This is a genomic window from Brevundimonas sp., from assembly GCF_035627055.1.
In the GTDB taxonomy this organism is placed as follows: Bacteria; Pseudomonadota; Alphaproteobacteria; order Caulobacterales; family Caulobacteraceae; genus Brevundimonas.
This window is the reverse complement of record NZ_DASPMM010000001.1, coordinates 98487-114868: the sequence shown is the minus strand read 5'-3', so window position 1 is coordinate 114868 and position 16382 is coordinate 98487. Positions and strand designations below refer to the sequence as shown.

Below are 16382 nucleotides of genomic sequence, written 5' to 3'. Positions count from 1 at the left end.
CAGCCCCTTCATTCTGTTCGCCGGAAGGGCTGAAAGGCCGAAGCCTTACTGGCCGCCGGTCATCGAGGCGACTTCGGCAGCGAAGTCGGGGCCCTCGACCTTTTCGACGCCTTCGCCGAGGGCGAGGCGGACGAAGCCGGCGAGGTGCAGGCCGGGCGCGCCCAGTTCCTTGCCGGTGTCGGCGACCAGCTGCTCGATGGTCACGTCCGGGTTCATCACGAACGGCTGCTTGGTCAGCACCACGTCCTTCTGGAATTTGGCGATCTGGCCCGAGACGATCTTCTCGATCATGTTCTCGGGGCGGCCTTCTTCCTTGGCCTTCTCGGTCAGGACTTCGCGTTCCTTCTCGATGGCGGCCGGGTCCAGGTCGTCGGTGTTGAGCGACAGCGGGGCCGTGGCGGCGACGTGCATGGCGATCTTGCGGCCCAGTTCGCGCAGGGCGGCCTTGTCGCCGCCGCCGTGCAGGGCGACCAGCACGCCGATGCGGCCGAGGCCCGGCGACACCGCGTTGTGGACGTAGGAGGCGACGACGCCTTCATCGACCGACAGACGGGCGGCGCGGCGCAGCTGCAAGTTCTCGCCGACGGTGGCGATCAGCTGGGTGACTTCGTCCTGGACCGTCTTGCCGGCTTCCAGTTCGGCGCCGTGCAGGCCTTCGACCGAGGCGTGCTCGAGGCCCAGCTGGGCGAATTTCTTGGCGGCGTTCTGGAACAGCTCGTTGCGGGCGACGAAGTCGGTCTCGGCGTTGAACTCGATGGCGGCGCCGACTTCACCGGCTCCGACTTCCTTCGAGGCGACGGCGACCAGGCCTTCGGCGGCGACGCGGTCGGCCTTCTTGGCGGCCTTGCTGAGGCCCTTGGCGCGCAGCCAGTCGATGGCGGCGTTGATGTCGCCGTCGGTTTCCTGAAGGGCCTTCTTGCAGTCCATCATGCCGACGCCGGACTTGGCGCGCAGTTCCATCACGAGGGCGGCGGTGATCTCGGCCATGGGTGTTCTCCTTGGAGTATGCGTATGCGGAACGGCCGGACCCTGTCCCGGGTCCGGCCGCATGTTCGGTTCGCCGTCGAGAAGGCGGGGGTCGCTTAGACCTGGGCCGGCTCGGTTTCGACGGCGTCGTTGGCTTCCGAGGTCGCTTCCTGGGCGGCTTCGTCGGCCACGGCCGGTTCTTCGGCGGCGGCTTCGGCGGCCGGAGCCTCCGAGGCGGCGATCATTTCCTCGGCGACGGCTTCCGTGCCGGCGGGAGCGGCGTCTTCAGCCTTGGCCTTGGGGGCCTTGGCTTCGCGCAGCATCGGCTCGTCCGGGTTGACCGCGGCGCCCAGATCCACGCCCGACGAAGCAGCGCCGGCGGCCAGGCCGTCAAGGACGGCGTCGGCGATCAGGTCGCAGTAGGTCTGGATGGCGCGGGCGGCGTCGTCGTTGCCCGGGATCGGATAGGTGATGCCGTCCGGGTCCGAGTTGGTGTCGAGGATGGCGATGATCGGGATGTTCAGCTTGCGGGCCTCAAGGATGGCGATCGCCTCCTTGTTGGTGTCGATCACGAACATGATGTCGGGGATGCCGCCCATGTCCTTGATGCCGCCCAGCGACAGCTCGAGCTTGTCCTTCTCGCGCTGCAGGTTGAGCAGCTCCTTCTTGACGCGACCCTCGCCGCCCGACTCCAGCAGGCCCTCCAGCTCGCGCAGGCGGGCGATCGAGCCCGACACGGTGCGCCAGTTGGTCAGGGTGCCGCCGAGCCAGCGGTTGTTCATGTAGTACTGGGCGCAGCGCTGGGCGGCTTCGGCCACCGGATCGGCGGCCTGGCGCTTGGTGCCGACGAACAGGACGCGACCGCCCTTGGCGGCGACGTCGCGCACGGCGACCAGGGCCTGGTGCAGCAGCGGGATGGTCTGCGACAGGTCGATGATGTGGATGTTCGAGCGCGATCCGAAGATGTAGCGCTCCATCTTCGGGTTCCAGCGGTGCGTCTGGTGGCCGAAGTGCGCGCCGGCTTCGAGCAGCGAACGCATGGAGAATTCAGGCAGAGCCATGAGGGGTAGTCCTTTATCCGATTGATCCGCCGCAGGCGCTGTAAAGACCGAAGTCCTCGGATTGGAGCGAACAGGATTTCTCCCCGGCCGCGCCACGCCTGCGTGTGAAGTGGGCGGGCTTCTAGGCGGGTTGGGGGCAAAAGGCAAGCGGCGCGGTCACAGCGACGCCAGCCACCCCGCGAGGCCCGCCGCGAGCAGGATCAACGGCGGCCCATAGCGGCCCTTCAGCCAATAGAGCGCCGCCAGGGATGCGGCGGCGATGGCGAAGGGCAGGATCGAGGGCCTCGCGGGGTCATACAGCCCGGCGGCGAGGGTGACGACGGTGGCGGCTATGATCCCGACCACCGCGGCGGCCACACCGTCCAGCGCCCCGCGCACCGCAGGATTGGCGACGACCGCTTCCAGCCGGTCGTAGAACACCGTCGAGAAGGCGAAGGCGGGGAGGAAGACGCCGGCGGTCATAGCCAGCGCGCCCGGCAGGCCGCCGACCGCATAGCCGGCGAAGGTGGCGAAGATGATCAGCGGCGCGGGCAGGACATTGGCCAGGGCGACGCCGTCCAGGAACGTCCCGTCGCCGAGCCGGCCGCCGACGACGAGGTCCTGCCGCACGAACGGGATGGCCGTATAGGCGCCGCCGAAGGTGAGAAGCCCGGCCTTGAGGCCCGAGCCGAACAGGACGAGCCAGCCTGCCCCGATCGCAGGCGCGCGCGTCGGGACGAGCGGCCGCAGCGACGGCTGGTCGCGCAGGGCCCAGACCGCCAGGGCCGCCACGGCGCAGAGCAGCAGGCTCCCCGCCAGACGCGGCCGCCGCGCCCGGGCGAGGCCGTAAAGGGCGGCGCCGGCCGGAAGCACCAACCAGAACGGCGCAGCCAGCAGGGTGGCCGCTCCGGCCGCCGCGCCGATGATCCACAGCCATCGGTCGACGAGCACATGGCGGCCGATGCGGTGGGTGGCGCGAACGATCAGGGCGACCACGGCCGCTTGCGCCCCGGCGAGGACCACGCCCGCGGCGCCCCGCTCCACGTCGAAACGGAAATAGGCCCAGGCGGAGAGCAGCATCAGAAGGAAGCCGGGCAGCATGAAGCCAAGGCCGGCCAGCAGACCGCCCAGCCTGCCCCTGGCCCGGATGCCGAGGTGGACGCAAAGTTCGTGCGCCTCGGGCCCCGGCAGGGCCTGCATCACCGCCAGCAGGCGATTGAAGCCGGCGCTGGAGATCCAGCGCTCCCGCTCGACGAGTTCGCGCCGGACCATGGCGATCTGCGCCACGGGTCCCCCGAAGGCGGCGAAGCCGAACCGGAGGAACCGCAGGAACAGCGCGCCATGGGACATCGGCGGCGGGTGGATGTCGTCGTCCTGGGCCATGGCGCGACGATGCCCCTCTTCGAAGCCGCCGTCATGCGCCGCCCTCGCCACCGTCGCATAACGGCGCTATTGTTCAGCTTGGGAGGGACATCATCATGAGCATCCGGAACTGGGCTTTCGCCGGCGGCGTGATCGCGGCCGCCGCCGTCGCGGGGGTGGCCACATCGCAGCAGCAGCCGCCGTCGCCGGTCGCCGCCACCCAGGTGAATCTCACGCCGTCGCGGGTCGACAACGCCGCGCTGGCGCAGGCGCGGCAGGATCCGGTCGCGGCGCGGCTGCGCGGAGTGCTGGCGCAGAGCAAGGGCGCGGGCTTCATGCAGCAGGTGAACGCCTCGGCCGTGCCGGTGCTGGCGCCCGCCGATCCGGCGCTGCTGGCCACGGCCGAGTTCTCGGGCGGGGACCGCTTCTACATGCTGACGGTCCAGCGCGGCGAGCAGATCATTGAAATCTACGGGACGACCAAGGCCTTCCAGTCGCCGCTGTCCCGACCGGCGAGCCAGCCGGCCGCGCCCCGGCCCACGGCGCGGCCGGCCGCTCCGGTCAATCGCCCGGCCACGCGGGCCGCCGCCCTGCCGGGTCCGCGCATCACCGCGGCGCGCGTGCCGCCGGCGGCCGCGCGCTCGGCGGCCCAGGCCCAGGCGAGCGGGCTGACCGATCTGAGGACGGAACGCACCGAATACGGCGTGGACGTCACCTTCAGCCGCTTCGGGGCCGCCTATAATGTCAGCTTCCTGTGCGAGGGGGCCCCGAACTGCGCCGAGGCGGACGCCATCGCCTTCGCGGCCGGCCTGCAGCTGATCGGCGGGGGCGCATCGTGAGGCGGCTGGCGCTGGCGGCGCTGCTGCTGCTCACCGCCTGCTCGCCCAGCGGCTGCGGCCAGCAGACGGGCTCGCCCGAGACAGCCGATCCCAACCCCGGGGCGGAACCGCTGCCGGGCGATCCCGACGTCGATCCGGCCCCCGCCGAACCCGAAACCCCGCCCGCGCCTGAGCCGGTCAGCTGGCCGCACGAGCCGGGCGGCGGCCTCTATCCCGGCTCGGGCACGGGGGCGACCGACGCCACCCTGTGGGCGGCCGGGATGCGGTTCCCGATGGAGGCGGGCCCCGCCTACGCCAACTCGCAGGTCTACGGCTACGGCGGCTATCTGGCGCCCGGCCCCGGCGGCCAGTGCGACGCCCGCAACTACGCCTATCCATGGCGCGACAATTTCTGCGAGACGCGGTCGTGGACCAACGGCATGTGCCCCGCAGGCAAGGGGCACCAGGGCCAGGACATCCGGCCGGCCACCTGCGAGAAGAAGGTGCACTGGGCGGTCGCGGCCGAGAACGGGCGGATCACCTCGATCGGCAGCTACACCGTCACCCTGCTGGGCGATTCCGGGCGGATCTACCGCTATCTGCACATGGACATGGCGGGGGTGCACGCCCTGTTCCCGAACGCGGCGTCGCGGAACGTCACGCGGGGGCAGCACCTGGGCAAGGTGTCGGCGGACTTCGGCGGCAGCGCCACGACGATCCACCTGCATTTCGAGATCAAGGCGCCGGTGGCCAGCGGCGGCGGGGCGACGGTGATGTTCGTGCCGACCTACGCCAGCCTGGTCGACAGCTATGGCCGGATGCTGAACGGCGCGGCCTAGGTCCCGCGCGGCTTGGCGCGGGTGGTCGGTTCGGCCTTCGTCGGGTCCTCGGGCCATGGATGGCGCGGGTAGCGGCCGCGCATATCAGCGCGGACGGCGGCCCAGCTGCCCTTCCAGAAACCCGGCAGGTCCTTCGTCACCTGCACCGGGCGGCGCGCGGGAGACAGCAGGCTGAGGGTCAGGGGGACGCGGCCGCCGCCGACCGTCGGATGGGCGGTGAGGCCGAACAGCTCCTGGACGCGGATGTCGACGCGCGGCCCGCCCTCGGCGGCGTAGTCGATGGCGGCGGAGCCGAGCGGGGTCTCCAGCCGGGCCGGGGCGAGTTCGTCGAGGGTGCGCTGGCGGTCCCACGGGATCAGGGCGCGCAGGCCCTGTTCGAGGGTTGCGTCCGGGACGGCGTCCAGCGACTGAACGCTCTCGAGCAGCGGCCACAGCCAGGTCTCACGCGCGGCTGTGAGGCCGACGTCCGACATGTCGGGCCAGCCGTCATCCAACCCGCGGAGGAAGGCGAGCCGGGCGCGCAGGGCCGAGGCGCGCTGTCCCCAGCGCAGGGCTTTCAGGCCATCGCGCTCGACCTCGGCCTTCAGGGCGGCGGTGACGGCGGCGCGGTCCGGCGGGCCCAGTATCTTCTCGTCGGCGATGATCGCGCCGATGCGGCGAAGGCGCTTTACGACCATGCGGCCGGAGGGCTCGCGCACGAGCCGGTCCTCGCGCGCGAGCCGGTGCTCCAGAGCCGCGGGATCGAGCGGCGCGGCGAGGCGGATGCGGTCGCGGGCGTCGCCGCCGCCGAGCTCCGCCACGGCCAGCCAGGGCTCGCGCGCGAGAGCGTCGACTGGATCGAGGAAGGCGCCGCGGCCTGACGCGAGCTGGAACTCGCCGGGCTTGCCGCGGGCCCTGGCCACGCGTTCGGGGAAGGCTTCGGCCAGAAGGGCGCCGGGATCGGCGTCGCCGCCCTGCCCGCCCCCCGCCGCGCGGGCCCAGCGCTCGGCGAGCCTGAGGGCGTCCCGCGCCCGCTGCGACCGGTCTCGCTCCAGCCCGCGCAGGCGGTCGCGCAGGTCGGGATCGGTCCCGCCGAGGCCCGGTTCGGAGAGGACGGCGGCGATGCGCGCCCCCAGGATGGCGTCGCCGGCGTCGCTGGCCGCCGCGGCCATATGCGCCAGCCGGGGCGGCAGGGGGATGCGGGTGAGACGGCGGCCGTGGTCGGTGAGGCCGCCCGCCTCGTCGAGGGCGCCCAGACGCTGGAGCACATTGCGCGCCTCGGCGAAGGCCCCCGCCGGGGGCTGGTCCAGCAGGGCGAGAGTCTCCGTCGAGCGCGCGCCCCAGCGGGCAAGGTCGAGGGCGAAGGCGGTCAGGTCGGCTTCAAGGATCTCCGGACGCTGGTGCGGGACCAGACCGCGGGTCTGTTCCTCGTCCCACAGGCGGTAGCAGACGCCGGCCTGGGTGCGCCCCGCCCGCCCGCGGCGCTGCTCGGCCGAGGAGCGGCTGACGCGGACGGTGGCCAGCCGGGTCAGGCCGCTGGACGGTTCGAACCGGGGCACGCGCGACAGGCCGCCGTCGATGACCACGCGCACGCCCTCGATGGTCAGGCTGGTCTCGGCGACGGAGGTGGCCAACACCACCTTGCGGCGGCCGGTGGCCGCCGGGTCGAGGGCGCGGTCCTGCACCGCCTTGTCGAGCGCGCCGTAGAGGGGAACGACGTCGACGGCGGGGTCGCGCAGGCGTTCGGCCAGCCGCTGGGCGACGCGGTGGATCTCGCCCTGACCCGGCAGAAAGGCCAGCACCGAGCCGGTTTCCTCGCCGAGCGCCTGCAGGACGGCGCGGGCCATGGCGTCCTCGAAACGTTCGGCCGGGTTGCGGCCGAGGTAGCGGGTCTCGACGGGGAACATCCGGCCTTCGGCCTCGATCACCGGCGCCTCGTGCAGCAGCTTCGAGACCCCGGCGATGTCCAGCGTGGCGGACATGACCAGCAGGCGCAGGTCTTCGCGGAGCAGGGACTGGCTTTCGCGCGCCAGGGCCAGGCCGAGGTCGGCGTCGAGGCTGCGTTCGTGAAATTCGTCGAACAGCACCGCGCCGACGCCGTCGAGGCCGGGATCGTCGAGGATCATGCGGGTGAAGACGCCCTCGGTGATCACCTCGATTCGGGTTTTCGGGCCGATACGGCTCTGCAGGCGGGTGCGGTAGCCGACCGTCTCGCCCGTGCTTTCGCCGAGCGTCGCCGCCATCCGCTCGGCCGCCGCCCGCGCGGCCAGCCGGCGCGGCTCCAGCACGAGAATCCGGCCGCCGTCCAGCCACGGCTGGTCCAGCAGGGCCAGCGGGACCACGGTGGTCTTGCCCGCGCCCGGCGGGGCCGCGAGCACGACCGCGGGGGCCGCGGCGAGCGCGGCTTTCAGCGGTTCGAGGACGGCGTCGATGGGCAGCATCCCCTGCGCTCTAGCCGCAACGGACGGGTTCACGAAAGCGTCGTCCGTCCTTCACCCTTCGGAAACCGCGTTGCCAGCGCGGGCATGCGCCGCTAGCGTCCGCGCCAAGCCGCAGAGGGCGGCATGAAGTCGGAGGGGAACTACATGTGGCGCGTTAAGTCGCTCGACGCGATTCTGGCCACGGCCGAGAGAAAATCGCTGCATCGCTCGCTGGGCCCGGTTCAACTGACGCTGCTCGGCGTCGGCGCGATCATCGGCACCGGTATTTTCGTTCTGACCGCCGCCGCCGCCCAGAAGGCCGGCCCCGGCATGATGTGGAGCTTCGTGATCGCCGGCGCCGTCTGCGCCGTCGCCGCGCTCTGCTATTCGGAACTGGCCTCCATGGCCCCGGTGTCGGGCTCCGCCTACACCTACACCTACGCCGTGATGGGCGAACTTCTGGCCTGGATGGTCGGCTGGGCGCTGATCCTCGAATACGCCGTGGCGGCCTCGGCCGTGTCGGTGGGCTGGTCCGGCTATGTGCTCGGCCTGATCGAGAACGCGCTCGGATTCGACTGGCCAGACCTGCTGCAGGCCGGACCGGCATGGACCATGAACGGCTGGATGCCGACGCCTGACTTCTCGGTCGGCATCGTCAACGTGCCCGCCATCATCGTGGCCCTGGCCGTCACCCTGCTGCTGATGATCGGCACCACGGAAAGCGCCCGCGTCAACGCCATCCTGGTGGCCATCAAGGTCGCCGCCCTGACCGCCTTCTGCGTTCTGACCCTGCCGGTGATCCAGGCCTCCAACTTCCAACCGTTCGCACCGAACGGCCTGTTCGGCGAGTCGTCGGGCATGGGCATCATCGGGGCCGCGGCCTCGATCTTCTTCGCCTACGTCGGCTTCGACGCCGTCTCGACGGCGGCGGAAGAGACCAAGAACCCGCAACGCAACGTGCCGATCGGCCTGATCGGCTCGCTGGCCATCTGCACCGTCTTCTACCTGCTCGTCGCCGTCGGCGCGGTCGGCGCCCTTGGGGCCCAGCCGGTCCTCGGCGCCGCCGGGGAAGCCGTCCAGCCCGGTTCGGCCGGCTTCATCGCCGCCTGCGCCCTGCCGGAAAACGCCGCCCAGCTGGTCTGCTCGAACGAGGCCCTCGCCCACGTCCTGCGCCAGATCGACTATCCCGCCGTCGGGAACGCCCTGGGCACCGCCGCCATGCTGGCCCTGCCCTCGGTCATCCTGATGATGATCTACGGCCAGACCCGCATCTTCTTCGTGATGGCGCGCGACGGCCTGCTGCCGGAGGGCCTGGCCAAGGTCCACCCGAAGTGGAAGACTCCGTACATCGTGACGCTGTTCACCGGTGTCGCGGTCGCCATCGCGGGAGCCCTGTTCCCGGTCGGCCAACTGGCGGACATCTCCAACTCGGGCACCCTGTTCGCCTTCTTCATGGTGTCGATCGCCGTGATGATGCTGCGGGTGAAGGAGCCGAACCGCCGCCGTCCGTTCCGGACGCCGCTGGTCTGGATCATCGCGCCGCTCTCGGCGGCGGGCTGCGCCTTCCTGTTCTGGAACCTGCCGCACGACGCCAAGATGGTGCTGCCGATCTGGGGCGGCATCGGCCTGGTGATCTATCTGCTCTACGGCATCCGCAAGAGCCACCTCGGCCGCGGTCTGTTCCAGGTGCCGGAACTGGACCCCGACGCGCCTCCCGGACCGGTTCCGCCGATGCCGGGCGCGCCGTCGCCCACCGACGACCACAGGAACTGATCACCGCATCGGTTCGAGCAGAGGCCCGGGAGCAATCCCGGGCCTTTCGCTTTTGTCCCGCCTCGCCTACAGGCTTGGGCAGAACCTGGGCGGATGTGGCGGAACTGGTAGACGCACTGGATTTAGGTTCCGGTGACGACCTTTGTTTTCTTTCGTCTTTTCTGCGCCTCAGGCGGTTTTGTGCCATAGGTGTGACGCAGAGCCTCGTGCACGTCGTCGTCGTCGGCGTGGGCGTAGCGCATCGTAGAGGCGATGTCCTCGTGCCCGAGGAGCCGCTTCACCGCGGCGAGATTCCCGGTCTGTCGCAGGACGGTTGTAGCCGCATGGTGGCGCAAATCGTGAGCCGGACGAGCTCCGGTGATCCCCGCCCGGTCCAGCGCCTTGCGGGAGGCTGATTGGAACCCCCGCCAGCGGATCGGGGCGAGTCCGCCCTTCGTCTCCTTGAACCATACCGTATCGAGATCGGCGGCCACGGCCCGCCCATAGCGAGCGGTCATGTCGGCGGCATCGTCGGGCAAGAGGCGGATGGCGTGTGGCTTGCCGTTTTTCCGCAGGCGCAGGAACACTGTCCCGGTTGCCGCATCGTAACAGTCGGGCGGAAAGAACGCCTCGCGCAACCGGACACCGTAGCGGGCGGCAAAGTCGAAAACGGCCCGGTGCCATTCAGGAAGGGCCGCGCGCCATGAAGTCAGCTCGGCCTGGGTGAAAGCCCGGTCCCGCTCGGGCGGCTCCTTCAGCCGCAGGGCTTTCCAGGGAATGTCATTGACGGGCGCCTTCATGATCTCCTTGGCGTAGGTCAAAATAGGCCGCAGGGTCGTGTCGATCAGATCCCTGTTGACGGTCGCGTTGGCGGGCGCCCGGCCCTGCCGGGTCGTCTCTACCCGGCGTGTGGCGATTGCCTCCGCGATCTCTGGCGCGTCGATCCGGTTTACCGGCGTGTCAGTCCCGATCAGCCGCAGCATGATATTCAATCGCTGGGCCGTCGTGACCTCGGACCGGCTTCCCGCGCGGTTGGCGGCAAACCACGCGTCCGCCGCCTGTTCTATCGTGGGGATCGGACGATCAGATGATCCCAGGATCGCGGCTTCCCTGGCGCGGTCCTCTGCGATCTGGGCCGCAGCCTTACGATGGAGCTTTGTCGAGGCCCGGTATCGGCGGTCATTGACGGTGAAGTCGTAGTGCCAGAATTCGCCGCGCTTGTAGAGCATAGAGCCTCCAGACAGGCATTCACGTCGTCAGACCGGATGCGCCACTGCCGGCCGATCTTGGCGGCACGGAGCGAACCACTGGCGATGAGGCCGCGCAAGGTGTGTTCCCCGACCTTGAGAAGCGCGGCGGCTTCATCGAATGTCAGAATGTGGTTATCGTTCGCCGCGGTCATCCTCCCCCTCCTGTGTGCGGGAGTGGAGGAGTTCCTGTTCGGCGGGGCTGTCGATCGTCATTGTGTCGCCGCAGCACTTGGGCCAGCCGGAGCGGAGGGCCTGTGAGCTGTCAACGCGGCGTGACGAGCCGCAGGACCGGCACCATACCTGCCCGCGCCGGAGGGAGGGGTGGGAGGCGGCAATGCGGTCGTGAAGCCCCTCTGCCTTCTCCAGACGGTCTATGAGGTCGGGGGAGGTCATTGGCGGGGCTCCTTTGCAGGAGGCGTTGGCACCAAGATCAGGACGGCGGTGTAGGCAAAGAGGCCGACGAACCACTCCCGCAGGCCGGGGCCAGGTATGGCGACCTGCACCGCCGCCATGACGAACGCCGCACCGATCAGCTTCCGGAGGTAGCTCATCCCCTCTCCTCCAGCTTGGCGAGGAAGGCGCGGGCTTCCCGTAGGTCGGCCACGAACACACGGCTCATGGGGTGATCGCCCGCCGCTATCCCGTCGTCATATCCGCTGTGGAGTTTGTCGGACGCCTTTGCGAACGGCCTGAGCAACTTCACCGCCTCGTCTCTCTCCCCACGGAGGCGGTGTATTTCGGCTATGGCGGAGAGGGCGAAGGCAGGGTTGTTGAAGGCGATGTGGCGCGTATCTGCATCTACGTCGCGCTCTGTCGTCGCCGACTGCATGTCGTAGGCGGTCTGCGCGACATAGAGGCCGTCCGCCGTGACGATCTCAGGGTCATCATAGCCGTCATAGGGCAGGCCAACCGGCTCCCAGGGCCCCGGTGTCGCCGCCTTCGCCAGAGATTCCCACTCTGCCAGCTTCTCGTCTGTCAGCTTGTCGGTCATGACTTGGGGTCCGGGGATTTGGTGCACTCCGCGCTGTCGCGCTCCGTACCCACCGAGTGAGCGTCGGCAGGGGTGGTAGCTTGCCAGTATCGGTTCAGCGCGTTCGCCACAGCCAACTGCGTTTTCAGCGCCTCGACAGTCTCCATGAGACACGCTTTGTCAGCCCCACCAGCCACCAACACGCCGTGCGAATACCCCTTGCTGTAGGCGTCAACTGCGTCATCTTCGTGCTGGCGCTCGCACTCGAAGGCGTATTGAATATCGGCCACGTCTTCGGCACTGAGAACCGCGCCCGCCTTGAGCCGGATGACGGTCTGGGTGGCCTCCATCAGCCGATCGAAGTCAATCTCTGTGATACTCACGGACTTCTCCTTCCGGGGTGAAGATCAGGGCCAAAACGGCGTCGGCTTTGGCGAGGGCGGCGTCCACTCCGTCTCGGGACAGCCGCGCAAGATCGGTGAAATACTTGCTGCGGGGTTCCGCCGGGAGGCGCTCGGACGCGTAGGCCAAGCCCTCGAACGAGCGCGGATCAACCACCCGCGCCACCCTCTCCCTAAGCCCCTCAAGGTCGGGGGCGGGGGAAGCTCGCAGCATGGCATACCAAGCAATCCGGGCCTTAAACATTTGCATCTTCGCCGCCGAGTTGCGGGCGGCGTCCTGCATTTCATAGGTCGGCTCCACCGGAACAATCCGCCAAGCCACAGGGGCGGGGGTGGTGGTCATTGGGCTTTCCTTTCGCGGCGTTCGCGAGCGCGGCGGACTTGTCTGCTCTCGGGCTCTCGGGCGGGAGGCGGCGGCGTCTTGCGCTCCTCGTCCGTCATTTCCTCCGCAGACTTTGGCGCGGCGCAAAGGGCCAGACCGGCGACCATTGCGGCTGTGAGGGCGTGGCGGCGCATCACACCCCCTCCTGCTGGGCGGGAGCCTCGGGGAGCGGCATCCAGTGGGTCGGGAACCACTTTCCGACACCGCCATGCCACTTCTCGGCCGGGCGGCTGTAGTGCACCCAGCCGTCCAACCACCACGTCACGTGAGAGACGGGCGAATAGGCCGTGGCGCAGATGGCAAGGACGCCCTGACCGTCCTTTGGAGCCGTCTCAATCGGTTGCCACTCCACCCGCGCTCTCAGTGCTTCGATCTCGGCGGCGGCTTCGGGAGGGCGGGCGTAGAGGGGCGTGACCGTGTAGTGTTCCCGAGCGTAAGCCTCGGGTTCCCTCTCAAATGCGTACCCGGTCGCGCCGGTCGTTTTGTGCGTCATCAGCCACGCCACCGGCTCCAGCCCATCCGCTCCTCCGGGGGAAGGGGGAGCCGTGCAGGACGGGCAGTCCTCGATCTCCGGGCGGCTGGGATAACCCTCGCCTTCGCCGCCTTCATGCTCGACGTAGCCCTTGCCGCCGCACGACAGGCACGCCTCCGACCCTACAGGGGGAGCGAGGGCGGCTTCGACCTTGCCCGTCAAACAGAACACGCCCAACAGGTGCGCCGAGGCACGGGTGACCGACTGATCTTCCTGCGGATAGTCCTCGGCCATCATTTCCCGCGCCCGGCTGACGCGTCGCTTGATTTCCGCGAACGCCTCGCGCGCTGCATCGCCTTCCCCACTCGGCTCTCCGGGGGAGAGGCGGGGGCTGTCGTTCTTCGCTTCATCTGTCATGGGGGGCTCGGTGATGGTGCGGGTCATGCTGCGTCCTTCCGCTGGCGCGCCAGTTCCAGGGCGCGATGCTCGACCTTCGCCATCGTCATCAGAACAGGCTTGATTTCGGGATGCGCGGCATCGAAAGCGAGACGCTTCTTGTGCCGACCGCCATTCAGACGAGCGAGGACGCCACGCGGGATGAGTTCCCAATTCGAGGGGTCGGTGTTGGCCTTGTCGCCGTCGAGGCACTTCAAACAGTAGCCGTCCGGGACAGGGCCGTGCGCCTTCTCCCACAGGTAGCGGTGCTTATGGACCGGGCGCGTCGCGGCACCGGTGTGAGGGTTCGTCTCGGCCACGATCATGATGACGTAGCCGTCTTTCGGGTCGATCATCTCGTGTCCCGGCCCTTTGTATGTGTGAGGCCGCGCGCCCTTCTTGAACTGCGTCCGCTGGGCGTTCGGGTGGCGACCGCCCTTCCCCGGCGGGCACGGCTTGCCCTTGTTCGGCGGCTCCTGGCCCTTGACGAAACAGCCCGTGCGGCCGGTTTTCCAGCCTCGGCGCTTCCGCAGGGCGTGAAGGTTCTGCGCCGACACCTCGCGCCGGAACTCAGCAACGAAAGCCCGGTGATAGTCGCTGATCGGCAAAAGACGGTTGGCTTCCAGCCACGCCATTTCCGCCGCGCTGTATGCGATGGCCCTGCCCTTCATTCTGGTGCCTTCAGCATCGACAGCTGGGGCCGGAACCGCTCGCCGTGGGTGGCGATGATCGTGACGGCCTTGAGCTGGAGGTCCGCGTTGCGAACGATCTGTTCAGCCACGCTCACAATAGCGTCGGTTCGTCCGACCTCTGTCGTGATCTGCTCGGCGGTCAGGTCCTCATCTGACAGCCGCTCAAGCTGGGCGAATAGGTGATCGTTCAGGTCGGTCAGCTTGTTCTTCATGCGTCTCTCCGATCGTCATTGGCGGCGCGGGTCTGGAATGGTCTGGACGCCAGCTTGCGGCCCTTCGGCCACGGGTCCGGGCGCTGGGGGATGGGCTTGCGCTCACGGCGGGTTCCGGTTTCGCGGGCCTCTATCCGTTTGGCCTTGGCGATGGCCGGCAGGTCGGTTCCGTAGGTCTTTGCGTCGGAGCAGGGCTTGCGCCAGATCGAGCGGTTGGCCAGGTCGTTCGTCCCGGTAAGCCCGAGCGGATTCAGATGCTCGTCAACGGTCCCCTCCCCCGCGTGGTCCAGCTTTCCGCCGCAGCCGCACCCGCACCGGCCGCCTTGGGCCAGCGCAAGCTCTGCCCGCTGCTTCGCAGTCAGAGGCTTCCGCGCCTCAGTGGAGCGGTCGGGCTCGGGGATGATCGACAGCTCAGGCCGCACGGGAAGCCCCCTGCCCTGTCGTGTCGTTGGCAGCTTCGTGCTCGGGACCGAAGTGCTGAACCGTCAGGCCCTCCTTGGCGCACCACCACAGGATATATTCGATCAGCTCGGAGAAGCGGGCCTTCGACAGGGCGCTCGTCCGCAGCCCCAGCGGGAAGACGCCGTCGCCTTCCAGTGTCGGCGTGAACCGCACCTCTTCGCCAAGCGCGTGCAGGAAAGTCGCCTTCCACAGCGCCATGTCCATTTTCACCCCGTTCAGGTGCGTGCGCTGTTTCATGATCTGGCCTATCAGGCCGTGCAGGGCCGCGTTCTGCTCGTCCGATCGCTTGGCCTCGCGAAGCTCCATCACCCAGGCTGAACCGGGCTGCCAGAGCGACAGGGCGCGGTCGAGCCACTGATGGGCCTGCTGGCGGGCACCGGGCGTCAGGCGGAGGGTGTGGCGGTCGGTCAATACCGTTCCTCCCGGAAAGCCACGCCCTTGCCCTCGGCCGCACGGCGGTTCTGCCGCGCGTCCGTGTCGGCCAGCGACTGGACCAGTTCGGCGAAGGCTTCCCGGTTCTCGGCCCAATAGAAGCGCACGGCGTCGTTCAGATCGGTGATCTCGGCCACGACGCGGGTGCGGAGACCCTGTGCCCGTCCCCCGCCATGAGCGTGGGCCTTCTCCTTCTCGGCGGCCCTAGCGGCAGCAGCGGCGGCCTCTGCCCGCTCGATCATGATCTCCACTTCCTCGCGGGCGCCGAGATCGTTGGCGGCGGCCTTTTGTGCGGCCTCGGCGGCAGCGAGCGCGGCGGCTTCGGCTTCTTCCCGCGCCTTCTGGCGGGCCGCCTCAAGCTCCGCCTCTCGCGCCAACAGGAAGGGCCGCTTGGCCGCGTTCAGGGCGTCGAGAGCGGTCGGAACCTTGCCCGGCTTCTTGTTCTTGAGCGGCGCGAGATAGACGTTGTAGCGGTCCTGAATGGCCGCGATCTGGTCGTCCAGCGGCCTCTTCTCCCGGACCCGTTCATCCTCCAGAGCCGCCGCGCTGGCCTTGAGGGCGTCGATCAGGCGGGCGATCTCATCGACCTGCTCCTGGGTCTCGGCCGCCTCGCCGTCGCACCAGTTCTTGGCCTCGAGCAGCAGGTCGCCCAGATCTTCCACGATCAGATCGAAGGGCGTAGCGTTGGGGATGGGCGGCGGGTCCGCCGGCATGGTGATGGGCTGCGTGGTCATGCCGCTTCATCCATCGGAATGTCGCCGGGGAAGCCGTCGTCGGCGGGCGTCAGCCGGGCCTTCTCGTCGTCCTTGGCCTTCTCGACCCGAGCGAAGTCAGCGGCGCTCAGGTCGGCCTTCAGCCCCTTGGCATTCTTCGCCCAGAACTCGGCCAGTTCGGCGAGGCTGGCGCACGTCCGCAGAGTGCCGATGGCGAAGTCGGCGGCTGCGCTGCCAACATCCTCTTTCGGCTTCTCCGCCTCTGCCTCTTCGGCAGCGTGCAGGTCGCCTTTGTGCCAGAGGTCCAGTGCGGCGCCGAAGCGCATGGCGGCATTCCGCAGGGCGTCCCCGATGACTTCCTTCTCGCGCGCGCCGGGGTCCATCTGCGGCTTGGCGGCGGCATGGCCGTAGCCCAGCCGGGACACACCGCAGACCGTCAGCTTGATCCAGAGGCCGCCGCTGGCGTCGAACGCCGGCAGTCCGTCTCGCAGCGCGGCGGGCTCCCATGACCATTCCGGGTCAACGTCCAGCAGCCGGTCCGTCAGGGCCGCATGGCCGACGTAATCCAGGTGCACCGCGTTCTTGTGGTGCCAGCCGCCGCAGACCTTGCAGGACACGCCAGCGGACCGATTGGCTTTGCGTTCGTCGATCTGCGCCTTGGTCTCCTTCGGGAGCTTGCTGATCTGGTGCGCCGGAAACGGCTGACGCAACAGGGCGAGGCCCGTCACCGGGGCGGCTTCATCGTTGGCAGGAGCTTTGGTCACGGCTCTCTCCGGTTCGTGCTC

The 16382-nt window shown here is 69.1% G+C and carries 19 protein-coding genes and 1 pseudogene; 3 read left to right on the top strand and 17 right to left on the bottom strand.

The window, feature by feature from the left end:
• Positions 1-45: 45 nt before the first annotated feature.
• The 3 genes from tsf to chrA form a co-directional block, all read right to left on the bottom strand.
• Positions 46-987, bottom strand: coding sequence for a translation elongation factor Ts (tsf, locus tag VEA98_RS00645; protein WP_324810083.1), 942 nt, complete (start codon positions 985-987; stop codon positions 46-48).
• A gap of 95 nt (positions 988-1082) precedes the next feature.
• The gene (gene rpsB / locus VEA98_RS00640) at positions 1083-2027 is read right to left on the bottom strand and encodes a 30S ribosomal protein S2 (protein ID WP_324810081.1); all 945 of its coding nucleotides are present in this window, start codon (positions 2025-2027) and stop codon (positions 1083-1085) included.
• A 156-nt stretch (positions 2028-2183) separates the two neighbouring features.
• On the bottom strand, positions 2184-3389 hold the full coding sequence (gene chrA / locus VEA98_RS00635) for a chromate efflux transporter (protein WP_324810079.1): 1206 nt from the start codon (positions 3387-3389) through the stop codon (positions 2184-2186).
• Positions 3390-3484: 95 nt separating this feature from the next.
• On the opposite strand from chrA, the gene VEA98_RS00630 reads away from it, so the two are divergent.
• Complete coding sequence (locus VEA98_RS00630; protein ID WP_324810077.1) at positions 3485-4207, top strand: hypothetical protein; 723 nt, start codon at positions 3485-3487, stop codon at positions 4205-4207.
• Positions 4204-5025 (top strand): M23 family metallopeptidase, encoded by an 822-nt coding sequence (locus VEA98_RS00625; protein ID WP_324810075.1) that lies wholly within the window; start codon positions 4204-4206, stop codon positions 5023-5025. The genes VEA98_RS00630 and VEA98_RS00625 overlap by 4 nt, the downstream gene beginning before the upstream one ends.
• Here the strand turns inward: VEA98_RS00625 and hrpB are convergent.
• Entirely contained in the window at positions 5022-7445 is a 2424-nt protein-coding gene (gene hrpB, locus VEA98_RS00620) for an ATP-dependent helicase HrpB (RefSeq protein ID WP_324810073.1), read from the bottom strand. The genes VEA98_RS00625 and hrpB overlap by 4 nt on opposite strands.
• A 144-nt stretch (positions 7446-7589) precedes the next feature.
• Here hrpB and VEA98_RS00615 point away from each other — a divergent pair, with 144 nt between their 5' ends.
• Complete coding sequence (locus VEA98_RS00615) at positions 7590-9197, top strand: amino acid permease (protein ID WP_324810150.1); 1608 nt, start codon at positions 7590-7592, stop codon at positions 9195-9197.
• Between the two features lie 122 nt (positions 9198-9319).
• Here the strand turns inward: VEA98_RS00615 and VEA98_RS00610 are convergent, their stop codons facing one another.
• From VEA98_RS00610 to VEA98_RS00555, 13 genes and pseudogenes are all read right to left on the bottom strand, one after another.
• Positions 9320-10405 (bottom strand): site-specific integrase, encoded by a 1086-nt coding sequence (locus VEA98_RS00610; RefSeq protein WP_324810072.1) that lies wholly within the window; start codon positions 10403-10405, stop codon positions 9320-9322.
• Positions 10406-10422: 17 nt separating this feature from the next.
• Positions 10423-10578 (bottom strand): annotated as a pseudogene (locus tag VEA98_RS15240) (helix-turn-helix domain-containing protein); the annotation flags it as partial.
• Between the two features lie 237 nt (positions 10579-10815).
• The gene (locus tag VEA98_RS00605) at positions 10816-10977 is read right to left on the bottom strand and encodes a hypothetical protein (RefSeq protein WP_324810070.1); all 162 of its coding nucleotides are present in this window, start codon (positions 10975-10977) and stop codon (positions 10816-10818) included.
• Positions 10974-11417, bottom strand: a complete 444-nt coding sequence (locus tag VEA98_RS00600) for a hypothetical protein (protein ID WP_324810068.1) — start codon at positions 11415-11417, stop codon at positions 10974-10976. The genes VEA98_RS00605 and VEA98_RS00600 overlap by 4 nt, the downstream gene beginning before the upstream one ends.
• Positions 11414-11779 (bottom strand): hypothetical protein, encoded by a 366-nt coding sequence (locus VEA98_RS00595; RefSeq protein WP_324810066.1) that lies wholly within the window; start codon positions 11777-11779, stop codon positions 11414-11416. The genes VEA98_RS00600 and VEA98_RS00595 overlap by 4 nt, the downstream gene beginning before the upstream one ends.
• A complete protein-coding gene (locus VEA98_RS00590; protein ID WP_324810064.1) occupies positions 11760-12140 on the bottom strand; it encodes a hypothetical protein in 381 nt (126 codons plus the stop codon). Before VEA98_RS00590 ends, VEA98_RS00595 begins: the two co-directional genes overlap by 20 nt.
• Positions 12141-12312: 172 nt before the next feature.
• A complete protein-coding gene (locus tag VEA98_RS00585; protein ID WP_324810062.1) occupies positions 12313-13095 on the bottom strand; it encodes a DUF551 domain-containing protein in 783 nt (260 codons plus the stop codon).
• Positions 13092-13757, bottom strand: a complete 666-nt coding sequence (locus VEA98_RS00580) for an HNH endonuclease signature motif containing protein (protein ID WP_324810060.1) — start codon at positions 13755-13757, stop codon at positions 13092-13094. The genes VEA98_RS00585 and VEA98_RS00580 overlap by 4 nt, the downstream gene beginning before the upstream one ends.
• Positions 13754-13990 carry a hypothetical protein gene (locus VEA98_RS00575; RefSeq protein ID WP_324810057.1) on the bottom strand — a complete coding sequence of 79 codons (237 nt, stop codon included), beginning with the start codon at positions 13988-13990 and terminating at the stop codon, positions 13754-13756. The genes VEA98_RS00580 and VEA98_RS00575 overlap by 4 nt, the downstream gene beginning before the upstream one ends.
• Complete coding sequence (locus VEA98_RS00570) at positions 13987-14412, bottom strand: hypothetical protein (protein WP_324810055.1); 426 nt, start codon at positions 14410-14412, stop codon at positions 13987-13989. The genes VEA98_RS00575 and VEA98_RS00570 overlap by 4 nt, the downstream gene beginning before the upstream one ends.
• Positions 14402-14863 (bottom strand): recombination protein NinB, encoded by a 462-nt coding sequence (locus tag VEA98_RS00565; protein ID WP_324810052.1) that lies wholly within the window; start codon positions 14861-14863, stop codon positions 14402-14404. Before VEA98_RS00565 ends, VEA98_RS00570 begins: the two co-directional genes overlap by 11 nt.
• Positions 14860-15618, bottom strand: coding sequence for a hypothetical protein (locus VEA98_RS00560; RefSeq protein WP_324810050.1), 759 nt, complete (start codon positions 15616-15618; stop codon positions 14860-14862). The genes VEA98_RS00565 and VEA98_RS00560 overlap by 4 nt, the downstream gene beginning before the upstream one ends.
• On the bottom strand, positions 15615-16361 hold the full coding sequence (locus tag VEA98_RS00555; protein WP_324810047.1) for a hypothetical protein: 747 nt from the start codon (positions 16359-16361) through the stop codon (positions 15615-15617). The genes VEA98_RS00560 and VEA98_RS00555 overlap by 4 nt, the downstream gene beginning before the upstream one ends.
• Between the last annotated feature and the right edge of the window lie 21 nt (positions 16362-16382).

Bases quoted from the DNA above. Each gene is read 5' to 3' on its own strand.
- tsf (WP_324810083.1), bottom strand. From the start codon at position 987: ATGGCCGAGATCACCGCCGCCCTCGTGATGGAACTGCGCGCCAAGTCC.
- rpsB (WP_324810081.1), bottom strand. From the start codon at position 2,027: ATGGCTCTGCCTGAATTCTCCATGCGTTCGCTGCTCGAAGCCGGCGCG.
- chrA (WP_324810079.1), bottom strand. From the start codon at position 3,389: ATGGCCCAGGACGACGACATCCACCCGCCGCCGATGTCCCATGGCGCG.
- VEA98_RS00630 (WP_324810077.1), top strand. From the start codon at position 3,485: ATGAGCATCCGGAACTGGGCTTTCGCCGGCGGCGTGATCGCGGCCGCC.
- hrpB (WP_324810073.1), bottom strand. From the start codon at position 7,445: ATGCTGCCCATCGACGCCGTCCTCGAACCGCTGAAAGCCGCGCTCGCC.
- VEA98_RS00615 (WP_324810150.1), top strand. From the start codon at position 7,590: ATGTGGCGCGTTAAGTCGCTCGACGCGATTCTGGCCACGGCCGAGAGA.
- VEA98_RS00610 (WP_324810072.1), bottom strand. From the start codon at position 10,405: ATGCTCTACAAGCGCGGCGAATTCTGGCACTACGACTTCACCGTCAAT.
- VEA98_RS00605 (WP_324810070.1), bottom strand. From the start codon at position 10,977: ATGAGCTACCTCCGGAAGCTGATCGGTGCGGCGTTCGTCATGGCGGCG.
- VEA98_RS00600 (WP_324810068.1), bottom strand. From the start codon at position 11,417: ATGACCGACAAGCTGACAGACGAGAAGCTGGCAGAGTGGGAATCTCTG.
- VEA98_RS00590 (WP_324810064.1), bottom strand. From the start codon at position 12,140: ATGACCACCACCCCCGCCCCTGTGGCTTGGCGGATTGTTCCGGTGGAG.
- VEA98_RS00585 (WP_324810062.1), bottom strand. From the start codon at position 13,095: ATGACCCGCACCATCACCGAGCCCCCCATGACAGATGAAGCGAAGAAC.
- VEA98_RS00580 (WP_324810060.1), bottom strand. From the start codon at position 13,757: ATGAAGGGCAGGGCCATCGCATACAGCGCGGCGGAAATGGCGTGGCTG.
- VEA98_RS00575 (WP_324810057.1), bottom strand. From the start codon at position 13,990: ATGAAGAACAAGCTGACCGACCTGAACGATCACCTATTCGCCCAGCTT.
- VEA98_RS00560 (WP_324810050.1), bottom strand. From the start codon at position 15,618: ATGACCACGCAGCCCATCACCATGCCGGCGGACCCGCCGCCCATCCCC.